Source organism: Pseudarthrobacter sp. HLT1-3 (assembly GCF_059383535.1).
The window spans coordinates 172,731-183,695 of record NZ_JBWZCJ010000002.1 but is presented as its reverse complement, the minus strand read 5'-3'; the positions used below and the strand labels follow the sequence as shown (position 1 = coordinate 183,695).

Annotated in this window: 10 protein-coding genes and 1 tRNA gene; 8 read left to right on the top strand and 3 right to left on the bottom strand. The window is 66.8% G+C overall.

Annotation, left to right across the window (positions count from 1 at the left end; genetic code table 11):
- Positions 1-73, bottom strand: a tRNA-Arg gene (locus AC50X9_RS02565).
- Between the two features lie 86 nt (positions 74-159).
- Between AC50X9_RS02565 and AC50X9_RS02560 the strand changes: the two genes are divergently transcribed.
- The 4 genes from AC50X9_RS02560 to AC50X9_RS02545 all read left to right on the top strand — a co-directional run bounded on the left by AC50X9_RS02560 (position 160) and on the right by AC50X9_RS02545 (position 3,267).
- A complete protein-coding gene (locus tag AC50X9_RS02560; RefSeq protein ID WP_494889855.1) occupies positions 160-975 on the top strand; it encodes a DUF998 domain-containing protein in 816 nt (271 codons plus the stop codon).
- 168 nt (positions 976-1,143) lie between these two features.
- Positions 1,144-1,281, top strand: coding sequence for a hypothetical protein (locus AC50X9_RS02555; RefSeq protein ID WP_494889853.1), 138 nt, complete (start codon positions 1,144-1,146; stop codon positions 1,279-1,281).
- A complete protein-coding gene (locus tag AC50X9_RS02550) occupies positions 1,278-1,742 on the top strand; it encodes a DUF7793 family protein (RefSeq protein WP_494889851.1) in 465 nt (154 codons plus the stop codon). The genes AC50X9_RS02555 and AC50X9_RS02550 overlap by 4 nt, the downstream gene beginning before the upstream one ends.
- On the top strand, positions 1,732-3,267 hold the full coding sequence (locus tag AC50X9_RS02545) for a putative bifunctional diguanylate cyclase/phosphodiesterase (protein ID WP_494889849.1): 1,536 nt from the start codon (positions 1,732-1,734) through the stop codon (positions 3,265-3,267). The genes AC50X9_RS02550 and AC50X9_RS02545 overlap by 11 nt, the downstream gene beginning before the upstream one ends.
- Positions 3,268-3,364: 97 nt before the next feature.
- Here AC50X9_RS02545 and AC50X9_RS02540 read toward each other — a convergent pair whose 3' ends face one another.
- Complete coding sequence (locus tag AC50X9_RS02540) at positions 3,365-3,517, bottom strand: hypothetical protein (protein WP_494889847.1); 153 nt, start codon at positions 3,515-3,517, stop codon at positions 3,365-3,367.
- A gap of 210 nt (positions 3,518-3,727) precedes the next feature.
- Between AC50X9_RS02540 and AC50X9_RS02535 the strand changes: the two genes are divergently transcribed.
- Complete coding sequence (locus AC50X9_RS02535) at positions 3,728-4,750, top strand: hypothetical protein (RefSeq protein ID WP_494889845.1); 1,023 nt, start codon at positions 3,728-3,730, stop codon at positions 4,748-4,750.
- Between the two features lie 109 nt (positions 4,751-4,859).
- Here the strand turns inward: AC50X9_RS02535 and AC50X9_RS02530 are convergent, their stop codons facing one another.
- Positions 4,860-5,513: a hypothetical protein gene (locus AC50X9_RS02530; protein WP_494889843.1), complete on the bottom strand. Its 654-nt coding sequence runs from the start codon at positions 5,511-5,513 to the stop codon at positions 4,860-4,862.
- Between the two features lie 123 nt (positions 5,514-5,636).
- Here AC50X9_RS02530 and AC50X9_RS02525 point away from each other — a divergent pair, with 123 nt between their 5' ends.
- The 3 genes from AC50X9_RS02525 (at position 5,637) to AC50X9_RS02515 (ending at position 10,699) form a co-directional block, all read left to right on the top strand.
- Positions 5,637-6,494 carry an inositol monophosphatase family protein gene (locus AC50X9_RS02525; RefSeq protein ID WP_494889841.1) on the top strand — a complete coding sequence of 286 codons (858 nt, stop codon included), beginning with the start codon at positions 5,637-5,639 and terminating at the stop codon, positions 6,492-6,494.
- A gap of 188 nt (positions 6,495-6,682) precedes the next feature.
- The gene (gene pcrA, locus AC50X9_RS02520; protein WP_494890178.1) at positions 6,683-9,199 is read left to right on the top strand and encodes a DNA helicase PcrA; all 2,517 of its coding nucleotides are present in this window, start codon (positions 6,683-6,685) and stop codon (positions 9,197-9,199) included.
- Positions 9,200-9,364: 165 nt separating this feature from the next.
- A complete protein-coding gene (locus tag AC50X9_RS02515) occupies positions 9,365-10,699 on the top strand; it encodes a glycosyltransferase (protein WP_494889839.1) in 1,335 nt (444 codons plus the stop codon).
- Positions 10,700-10,965: the final 266 nt, after the last annotated feature.

Sequence of the window (10,965 nt, the reverse complement as noted above, 5' to 3'; positions counted from 1 at the left end):
TGCCCTCGATTGGAATCGAACCAACGACACCGGCTTTAGGAGAGCCGTGCTCTATCCACTGAGCTACGAGGGCGGGCGTCCGCGCTGGCCGGCCGCTGGCCGGCCCGTTCGGACACGGATATAAGCATACAAGGTGACGGGCCGTACTACGCTCTTGGCATGACCGCCCCCGCTGGCCCGCCCTCCCAGGACATCATCTACATCCCGGACCTGCCGTCCACCAGGTTCTACGCGGGCGCGCTGGCTCTGCTCAGCGTGCTGCAGTATTTCGTGGCGGAGGCGGCCGTGATCGGAGCGTGGGCGGGCAGGCAGCCGTACAGCCGCCGGACCGGCTTCATCAGCGACCTGGGCGCCGTCGGCTGCGGGGTTTTCGACGGCCGGGACGTCTGCTCGCCGGCGCACGTGCTGATGAACGCCTCCTTCGTGGTCCAGGGGATTGGCATGATGGTGGGCGCGCTGCTTATCAGCGTGCCGGTGCTGTGCACAGCGGCGCGGCCCGGCGCACGGTTCACCTTGGTTCCCGGCGGCCGGTCCACCCCGGTTCCCGGCGGCCGGATCCCGTGGGCAACGGCGATCGCCGCGCGCGCGTTCACCGCCGCCGGCGGCCTCGGGACCGTCATCGTGGGGCTGGTTCCCGAGGACGCCGGCTCCGCGTGGCATGCGGTGGGCGCCATCCTGTACTTCGCGGCAGGGGGTCTGGCGCTGGTGCTGCTGGGGTGGCTCTGGCTGCGGCAGACGCCGCTGAGCCGGTTCATCCTCGTGTGCGGCGTCGTGTCCCTCGGCGCCCTGATCGCCGGCGGCGTGACCGGGATGGAGGTGCCGGAGCCCGGCGCACTGGAGCGGCTGATGGGATATCCCATCACGATCGGCACGTCCGCCGTCGGGCTGGTGGTCGCGCAGCGGGTGGGCAAGGAGCGCACGGTCCGGCGGCTGGCCAGGGCGCGGGCGACGGCGGCGGCCCGCGGTGCCGTCTGAGGCAGGGCTCCGGACTGGATGGGCAGATCAGTTCGGGGGTGTCTTGTGTCTCACAATCGCCTGACCTTCGATTATCATGGGGGCATTCACCGGAACACTCCGGTGCGGCGTGCGCGACGCGACTCCCGCGCACGACGAGTGGCCGACGTCGGAGTCCAATGGGGACGAATGTCTGATGAGCTAGGCTTGCGGCGCTCCAGGGCGGCGATTGCCTTTGCGGGCATGGGGGAGGGCATTGTCGACGACGACGCCGGCCTGGCCCGTAAACCGGCTGTTCCGGCCCACCGCTGGACTGACTTCCGATGACGATCGATGCCCTGGCCGAACCGGACGAACTGACCCCCGCAGAGCCTGCCGCCACGGAACCGGCCACCACGGAGGACGCCGGGATGCCGTCACTCACCCGTGCCGCGATCGGAGTGCGTTTGCGCGACGGCGGCATCATCGAGATAGAACTTCCCACCGACGCGGAAATCGAGGGACCCGAGGCCCGGGTGGCCGGAGCCGCGGTCAGGGCCCTGGCCAAGGGCCGGCGCATGCCTGTGCTGCTGGTCATCACGGGGGTGGTGGGCATCAGCCCCGACGCGCGGCACGTCTACAGCAGCTCCATTGCGGCGTCCGCGTTTGCCCTCGTGGGTGAAAGCCCCGTGGACCGCGTGATCGCGCATTATCTGTTGCGGTCCAAGACCGAGACCATCCCGGCGCAGTTCTTTAAGTCCGAAGCCGAGGCCATCGACTGGTTAGGGCACTACACGCGTGAAGACTGATCCGCCGGACCCCAGGCTGCACGCCCTCGTTGAAGGCATCGTCCGGATCGCCAGTGGTGACCTGACCACCAGGATTCCCCAATCCGGGGCCAGGGACGACGTCGCCGCGGTCATCGCCGGGATCAACCTGATGGCGGACGACCTGCAGACCATTTACCAGGAACTCGAGGAACGGGTCGAAAGCCGGACGGCAATGCTGCGCGACGCCCAGGTCGAGCTGGAGCGGATGGCGCTGACCGACCCGCTGACCCAGCTGGCCAACCGGACGGCGCTGAACTCGGTCCTGAGTCACGCGCTCGCAGAGACGACCCGGGGCGAACTGCCGCCGGCCCTGCTGGTCCTTGACCTCGACTCGTTCAAGGGCATCAACGACACCCTGGGCCATAGCGCCGGTGACGATGTCCTCCGGGTGATCTCGCGGCGGCTGCAGCAGGCCGTCCGCGAGACGGACACGGTCGCACGCCTCGGTGGCGACGAATTCGCCGTGATGCTGCCGAAGTCCAACCTGGTCAGGGCCCGGCGGGTCGCCAACAGGATCCTCAAGTCGCTCGGCGAGAGCCTGGAAATCGGGGACCTCCGCATTACCTGCGGTACCAGCATCGGGCTGCGGGTCGCGGAACCCGGACAGTCTGTCGACGATCTGGTCATGGAGGCAGACACTGCGATGTACGCCGCCAAAGCCCAGCCGCACAGCAGCATTAAGGTGTTCGAACCGGCGCTGCTCTATGCCCGCAGGCTGCAGAGCGTGCTGATCACCGAACTGCGCGAGGCGATCCACCAGGACCAGCTCACCCTGCATTACCAGCCCGTGGTGGACCTTGCCACCGGCCGGATTGAAGGTGTGGAAGCGCTGGTGCGCTGGAACCACCCGGAGCGTGGCCTCCTGATGCCCGACTCCTTCATCCCGCTGGCGGAAGAGACCGGCATGATCGTGGACCTGGGCCACTGGGTCCTGCAGAACGCAGTGCGCCAACTGCGGCGCTGGCAGCAGGAACTGAACGTGGACGACACATTCAACGTCCGCGTCAACATCTCAACGACAGAATTGCAGAACCTCGACCTGATCGACCACGTCCGAGACATCCTCCAGGAAACTGGGGTGGACGCCGCCAACCTCATCGTCGAACTCACGGAGTCGATGGCCATCAACGGCGGAGACGTGGACAGGTATTCACTGAGCGGGCTGCGGCGACTGGGAGTGCAGCTCGAAATCGATGACTTCGGCACCGGCTATTCATCGATCAGCTACCTGCGGCGACTGCCGGTCAACGTGGTCAAGATCGACAAGAGCCTGATCGCCGGGCTGGGAACAGACGAGGAGCAGAGCAACTTCGTCGCGGCGGTGTTGCACCTCATCCACGCCTGCGGGCTCAAGGCCGTTGCCGAAGGCATCGAGACGGCGGAGCAGGCGGCCGAACTGCTCCGGCTGGGCTGCGCGAGCGGCCAAGGCTACTACTTCGGCCGGCCCGTGCCGGCGGCGCAGGTCGAGTCCCTGATCGGGCCGGAGGCTCGGGGCTCGGAGTAGCTGGGGCCGGGCGCGGATGTCCGGCGAAAATCCTCTGATCAAGACTAAGGCGGGCATCGGACGTGGAGTCCGGTGCCCGCCTCGCACGCTGCTCTTCTTAGTAGCGCGGGGTGGAGTTCGGCCACCAGTTGACCGCCTGCACGGAACCCTGACCGGCATTTTCGCCGGACGCAGAGATTGCCGAGGTTGCGGAAAGGCCGGCGGCGGCCAGCGCACCGGCGACGAGGAGTGTTGCAAGGGTTTTCTTCATTGAGTGCTCCTGATACGTAAGTGGCTGATGTTTCTCATGTGGTGCTGGTTCAGTATAGGGGCATAAGACACGCCGTGACGGAACAATCCACGTGCCTCGCCCATAAATATGTTATCCGCGCGAAGCTGAGGAATTCCTGCGCTAAACCTGTGCATCCGTTGCTTTTGTGGCGTGTCCAGATCTGCTTCGGCGGCAACGGATAATGGAGGCATGCCATTGCACTCCGCTTCGCCGTTATACGCCGCCGCAGAATTGCGCGCATACGAGCTCCGGACCAACCATGATTTCGTTCAGGCAGCCCGCAGCGCACATGAAGCGGCCGAAATTGCCCGCAATGACGGGGACCTGGAATCCTGGTGGAACATGACCTTTGTGCAAGCCGAGAATCTCTTGGATGCCGAGGAGTTTGGGGCCTGCGCAGCACTCGCCGAGGACCTCATTGGTGGCCAATATGCAACGATGGAGCCGCAGGCCAAGGCGCTGACTTACATTCTGGTCGCCAAAGCCAGGCAAGGTGCAGGCTTGCTGGAAGAGGCGGCGGACGCCGCCCGGGCAGCTTCTGAACTCGTGTCCGACGAAGACGTCGAGATCCTCGTCAAAGCGCATCAGGCCCTGATCGCAGCCCTGGCAGACAGCGGAAGGCTGGAGGAGGCCTGGATCGAATGTCTAGCCTTGGCAGATGCGGTTTCTACCGAGGTCGACGACCAACTTATCGGCAAGGTTTACTGGGTGATCGGCAATGTCGCGTTCCTCTGCAACAAGGTGCAGGAAGGGCTGGAATATCACGAGCTCGCAGCGGCGACGTTTTCTCCGGCCAGGAACCTTGACGTCTGGGCAAAGTTCAACAAAGCATCGGCAGCCATGCGGCTCGCGGCCGAAATCGCGGATGCCGACACCTTGCGCTGCATCGAACGGGCTGAGTTGGCCACGGACGTGATCGGCGGAAGCGCCAACGACTACCTGCTGATGAAGCTCAACCGGGCCCATTGGAACTTTTTGGCCGGTGACGCAAAAGCCGGTATCACGCTGCTGGATCAGATTTGTGCGGACCCGGATAAACCTTCCCCCCAAATCCTTGGCGAGGCGTGCCTCTTGCTGGGCCGGGCTCATTCTGCCATTGGTAATTCCCACGCAGCCAGAGAGAACTTACTCCGGGCAGCAGACCATTTTGAGGCGTCGGGCGCTCAGCAGCGTGCGGACCAGGCCCGGGAGTACCTCGCCAACGAGGCGTGAGCCCGGCTGGCTGGGCGGTCCAGCGGTTCCCGTGTGCGCCCCGGTGTGGGACATGCCCTCCGGGTTCGGCGGGGGATGGGCACAGTGCCACTATGTCCAGTGGCCGCGGCTAGGGCTGGGCATGTCCCGCGGCGGGGGGAGCGGCGGCGGCAGGCTTGCGGCCCAGGAAGAGTGAAGCGCCGCCAACCAGCAGGCTCAGGACCAATAGCACCCAGCCGGCGACGGTGAGGCCCGATGCCAGGGCAACCTGGCCGGCGTCGACCGTCTCCGCGGACATCATCGAGTCAATGGCGGCATTGCCCCACAACTTCACCGCCGCGTAAAGCATGGGAACGGCCCACAGTGCCCAGCGCAGTCCTTTCCGTGCCACGTTCGTGCCGATCAGCAGCAGCCAGGTGAAACCGAAGATCAGCGGAAAGAGCGTGCCTGCCGTCTTGTGGACGTAGTTGAGCTGCCCGCGGGCGTCCTCGTCCATGGCGGTCCGCAGGCTCTCCACGAAGCCTTGGTCAAAGCCCCCGATCAGGGAGTCCGGCATGGCCAGGCCGCCGCTGAGCTGGGTGAGCTGGTTCAGCGTGAGCAGGTGGAGGTACCAGAACAGGAACAGGCTGGCCACGACACCGGCAATCAGGATCAGGTTGCTGTTGTTCTGCGCCTTCTTCGGGGTCCGCGTGGTGCTTGGGTTGATCACCGACGGCAGGTGGTGCTGAGGGACGGTCGCGTTGGCGCCGTGCTTCTTGATTCGCTGTGCGGGTGTCTTGGCCATGGCTCCATTATGGCCCGGCCCCCGGGCATCGGACGCCGGCCGGCACACAGGCCGCCAACGCCTGCCGGCCGCCGGATACCTGCCGCCTGTTCACTGCCGGGGGGCGCCGATAGGCTGGAGTGCGTGACTGAACTTGGAAAACACCGGCTCGGCCGGCACAGCACCGCCGAACTGAACCCCGCCCTGGACGACTTCCAGCTCGCCGAGGCGCTCGTGCGCGAGGCCGGGACCCTGGCGCTTCTTATGCGGCAGGCCGGGCTGGAGGGCAGGCAAAAAACCTCGGTGTCCGATGTCGTCACTGCCGCTGACCACGCCGCCGAGGCGTATGTGCTGGAACAGCTCCAGCGCTGCCGCCCGGAGGACGGCATCCTCGGCGAAGAGGGGACCTCCGTGACGGGCACCAGCGGCAGGACCTGGGTCATCGACCCGGTCGACGGCACCTACAATTTCCTGCACGGCTCCACGTACTGGTGCTCCGCCATTGCCCTCAAGGAATCCTCCGGGGTGCTGCTCGGCGCGATCTACCAGCCGGAGGAGGACAAGCTCTGGCTCGGGGGAACCGACCGGCCCGCAAGCCTCAACGGCGAACGGCTGACCACCTTCCGACCCGATGCAATCCCGGGCCCCAGCCGCTCGGACATCCCCTTGTCCGAGCTCGGTGCCGCCACGTACATCCACCCCAGCTGGCTTGCCGACCCGATGTGCGCGATGCCGTGGCACGCCGCCGCGACCGCCGCCGCCGCGCTGCGCATGTTCGGCTCGGGCTCCTGCGACCTCAGCCGCGTGGCCGACGGCGAGCTGGGCTGCTGGTTCCAACACAGTTGCCCGGAGTGGGACTGGCTGCCCGGCAAGGCGATCGTCCTCGCGGCCGGCGGCGCGGCCGACGTCGTCCGGGTCAACGGACTGGACTGGTTTGTGGCCGGAGGTGCGACGGCGGTCCGCCAGCTCCGTGCCGCCCTTGAATCCGGCTCCGCGGGGTAGGTCCGGGCGCACACCCTGCCGCCGCGGGGTAGGGCGCACGCCCCGTCCGCCGCGGGACATGCTCCTTGTTGGCCGCGCCGAGTGGACATGTCGGCGTTATGTCGGCTGGCCACGGGCAGGGGAGGGCATGTCCCGAGGGGCGGCGGCCGGTGTCAGCGGCACCGCCTAGACTTGTTAACACCATGGATATGTTGTTTGACCCTTACGCCGCCGGACCCTTTCAAGCTGCCTCGAAGACGGCGGTGCGCACGAAAACGCCCGCGGGAACCGGTACGGCGGCCGTGAACTCCGCGGGCAGTCTCGGGTCCCATAACAGCCCCGGGCACAGCCCGTCCGGGGACCTGGACCATCCGCGGCTCCCCGGCCCGGCCGAACTCCTCGAGGGACTGAACCCGCAACAGGAAAAAGCCGTCAAGCACGCCGGCAGCGCCCTGCTGATTGTCGCCGGCGCGGGTTCCGGAAAGACCCGTGTGCTCAGCAACCGGATCGCCTACCTGATCGCCACGCGGCGCGCGCACCACGGCGAGATCCTGGCCATCACCTTTACCAACAAGGCTGCCGCCGAAATGCGGGAGCGGGTCGAGGCCCTGGTCGGCGGGCGGGCCAAGACCATGTGGGTCTCCACCTTCCACTCCTCCTGCGTCCGGATCCTGCGCCGCGAAGCCAAGAATGTCGGCCTGAAATCCAACTTCTCCATCTACGATTCCGCCGACTCGCTGCGCCTTATCAACCTCGTGGCCAAGAACCTGGGCCTGGATCCGAAGCGGTTCGCCCCCAAGGCCATCCAGCATAAGATTTCGGCGCTCAAGAACGAACTGATCGACGCTGACAGCTACTCCTCCAGCGCCAACCATAACGACCCTTTCGAGCAGGCCGTCTCCGAAGTCTTCAACGGCTACACGCAGCGGCTAGGCCAGGCCAACGCCATGGATTTCGACGACCTGATTGCCGAGACGGTTTACATGTTCCGGGCGTTTCCCGCGCTCGCCGAGTCCTACCGCCGCCGGTTCCGGCACGTCCTCGTCGACGAGTACCAGGACACCAACCACGCCCAGTACGCCCTCGTGCGGGAGATCGTCGGGGAGGGCCCCGGCGCCGCCGAGTTGACCGTCGTCGGCGACTCGGACCAGTCCATCTACGCCTTCCGCGGGGCCGACATCCGCAACATCGTGGAGTTCGAGAAGGACTATCCGGACGCCCGCACCATCAAGCTCGAGCAGAACTACCGCTCCACCCAGACAATCCTCAGCGCCGCCAACTCGGTCATCTCCCGCAACCCCAACCGGCCGGAGAAGCGGTTGTGGACGGCGGAAGGCGACGGCGAGAAGATTGTCGGCTATGTCGGCGAGAACGAACACGACGAAGCCCAGTTCATCGCCAAGGAAATCGACCGGCTGCAGGACGAGGGTGACCTCCGCCCCGGCGACGTCGCCATCTTCTACCGCACCAACGCGCAGTCCCGCTCGATCGAGGATGTCCTGGTCCGCGTCGGACTGCCCTACAAGGTGGTCGGCGGGACCCGCTTCTACGAGCGCAAGGAAATCAAGGATGCGCTGGCCTACCTGCGGGTCCTGGTCAACCCGGACGACGACGTGAACCTGCGCCGCATCCTGAACGAGCCCAAACGCGGCATCGGCGACCGGGCCGAGGGTGCCGTCGCGTCCCTCGCGCAGCGCGACCGGATCTCGTTTATGGCCGCGGCCCGCCGCGCCGACGAGGCCCCCGGGATGGCCACCCGGTCGGTCAACGCGGTCCAGGGCTTCGTTAAGCTGCTTGACGACCTCGCCGAGGTGGCCACCGGCTCGGGCGCTTCGGCCGCCCTGGAAGCGGTTCTGGAACAAACCGGCTACCTCGCAACCCTTCGCTCCAGCACCGACCCGCAGGACGAGTCCCGGGTGGAAAACCTCGCCGAACTGGTCGCCGTCGTGCGTGAATACGAGCGTGACAACCCCGAAGGATCGCTCGGCGCCTTCCTGGAAGGCGTCTCCCTCGTGGCCGACGCCGACCAGATCCCGGACGCCCCGGCGGGATCCCCGGACCAGCTCGCGGCCGCCGTCGCCGAAGCCAAACGGCTCGGCGTCGTCACCCTGATGACCCTGCACACCGCCAAAGGACTGGAATTCCCGGTGGTGTTCCTGACCGGCATGGAACATGGGCTGTTCCCGCACCAACGCTCAGCCACCGACCCGAAGGAACTGGCCGAGGAACGCCGGCTTGCCTACGTCGGCCTGACCCGGGCGCGGAAGCGCCTGTACCTGACCCGTTCCGAGGTCCGCAGCATGTGGGGCCAGAGCCAGTACAACCCCGCCAGCCAGTTCATCGAGGAAATCCCGGCCGAACTGGTCGAATGGAAACGCGAAGGCTCGACGCGCCAGACCGGCGGATGGGGGAACGGCGCCTCCATCGGCTCCAGCCGCTACGGCGGATCCTTCTGGGGAGCCGGCACCGCGCGCGGCACCGAGGCCAGCCCGTCCGCCGGCTTCAACGCCGATGTTCCGGCGGCCATCGCCAAGAACCGGGTGCAGCCGCAAAAGGAGATCGTCGCCGTCAGCGTGGGCGACAAGGTCAACCACACGAGCTTTGGCAACGGCACCGTGCTGGCTGTCGAGGGTGCAGGGGACAAGACGGTCGCGAAGGTGAAATTCAGTGTCGGCGAGAAGCGGCTCCTGCTCCGCTACGCCCCGCTGACCAAGCTCGACGCCTAGGCCGACGCGTCCGGCAGCGACCGGCGGCTGGTCCGGAGCGATGACGCTGCCCGGAATCTGTCCCGGATTATTGTGCCGCGGGCCCAGCCCGCCTACAGTCTGAGCACGGGCGCCGGTGGAATTTCCGTTCCGCGGCGCTGACTCCAACGACCGATGGGCGTGGGCGTGAAGCTTCTGCTTGCCAGCCAGGCCATCGCCGGGCACTTCAATCCCATGACGGGCATCGGCGTCCGTCTCAGGGACGAGGGCCACGAGGTCGGCTGGTACACCGGCCGCACGCTCGCCGGCAAACTGGAGGCGCTGGCTATACGGCACTACCCGTTCGATCGGGCGATTGAGCACACCGGGGACAACCTCAACGTGCTTTACCCGGAACGCGCCAGGCTCAAGGGACCACTGGCCATCCGGTTCGACGGCGAACGCCTCTTCGCGAGCAACGTCACCAATTTCTTCGAAGACATCAGGGAAATACACCAGCGTTTCCCATTCGACGCCGTCGTGATGGACAGCAGCATGTTCATCCAGCGGCTCGTCGCCGAGGTGCTGGGAAAACCGGTGGTCAGCGTCGTCGCCATCGCCAACATGGAAAGCGATCCGCTGGTGCCCCCGCTGTTCTTCGGCTTCTCCCCGGCGCGGACGACGGCCGACAAAATCCTCCATGCCGGGGCGCGGCTGGTCTCGGACCAGTTTGTGACCAAGCCCGCGCGGGCCAGCTACGCGCGGCAGCTGGAGGGCTACGGTCTCCACACCCGCCGGGGGACGCCCATCACCGACGAGACCTACCGGTGGTCGGATGCGGTGATCCAGACGGGCACTGCTTCGCTGGACTTCCCTCGGCGGTACGTGAATCCGAAAGTCCACTATGTTGGCGCCCTGCTCCCGCACCGGGCGGGTGCCGAAGCGGAACAGGACACCGCCACTGTTCCGGCCGCGGACACCCGGCAGCCGAAACCGGGCAGGAGCTACGGCCGGACCGTCGTCGTCACCCAGGGAACGGTGGACAACAGGGACCCGGCGAAACTGATGATCCCCACCATCGAGGCCCTGAAGGACACGGAGGCCCGCATCATCGTGGCCACCGGCGGCATGGGCACAGAGGAACTGCGGCGGCGGTATCCGCAGCCCAACGTTGTGGTCGAGGACTACATCGACTTTGCCCGGGTCTTCCCGTCCACGGACGTCTTCGTCACCAACGGCGGATTCGGCGGGGTGCTGCTGAGCCTGTCCCACGGGGTCCCGCTCGTGACCGCGGGCCTGAACGAGGGCAAGAGCGACGTCAACGCCCGGGTGGCATACGCCCGTGTCGGGGTGAACCTGAAGACCGAGACGCCCAGCAGCGCGGCGGTCCGCTCCGCTGTCGACACCGTGCTGGGGGACCCGTCATGGCGGGCACGGGCGGAGGCGATGCGCGGACAGTTCGAAGCGAAAGACAGCGTCGGCGCCGCCGTCGAGGTGATCAAAGCCGCCGCCTCCGGTGGGACACCCGCCGTCGGACGCTGAAGCCGGCAGCCGGACGCTGACGGCGGCGGTCGGACGCTGAGGCCGGCCGTCGGACGCTGACGTCGGACGCCGGCGGCCGGACGCGGCCCACCAGCCATGCGGGCTGAATGGAGCCCAGGGGACGGACAATTCCGGGGGCCGGGCTGTCCTCCTTCTGCTCGCTGACCTCGGCAAGGGGCGCGCACGTAACCCTCCCTGTGAGCAAAACGGCTAGTCAGACTCCGCCAACAACAAGCTGGCGACCGTCCCGGTGGCGCACTGCGGGC

Coding starts and splice junctions, on each gene's coding strand:
- AC50X9_RS02560 (WP_494889855.1), top strand. CDS start 160: ATGACCGCCCCCGCTGGCCCGCCCTCCCAGGACATCATCTACATCCCG.
- AC50X9_RS02555 (WP_494889853.1), top strand. CDS start 1,144: ATGTCTGATGAGCTAGGCTTGCGGCGCTCCAGGGCGGCGATTGCCTTT.
- AC50X9_RS02550 (WP_494889851.1), top strand. CDS start 1,278: ATGACGATCGATGCCCTGGCCGAACCGGACGAACTGACCCCCGCAGAG.
- AC50X9_RS02540 (WP_494889847.1), bottom strand. CDS start 3,517: ATGAAGAAAACCCTTGCAACACTCCTCGTCGCCGGTGCGCTGGCCGCC.
- AC50X9_RS02535 (WP_494889845.1), top strand. CDS start 3,728: ATGCCATTGCACTCCGCTTCGCCGTTATACGCCGCCGCAGAATTGCGC.
- AC50X9_RS02530 (WP_494889843.1), bottom strand. CDS start 5,513: ATGGCCAAGACACCCGCACAGCGAATCAAGAAGCACGGCGCCAACGCG.
- pcrA (WP_494890178.1), top strand. CDS start 6,683: ATGTTGTTTGACCCTTACGCCGCCGGACCCTTTCAAGCTGCCTCGAAG.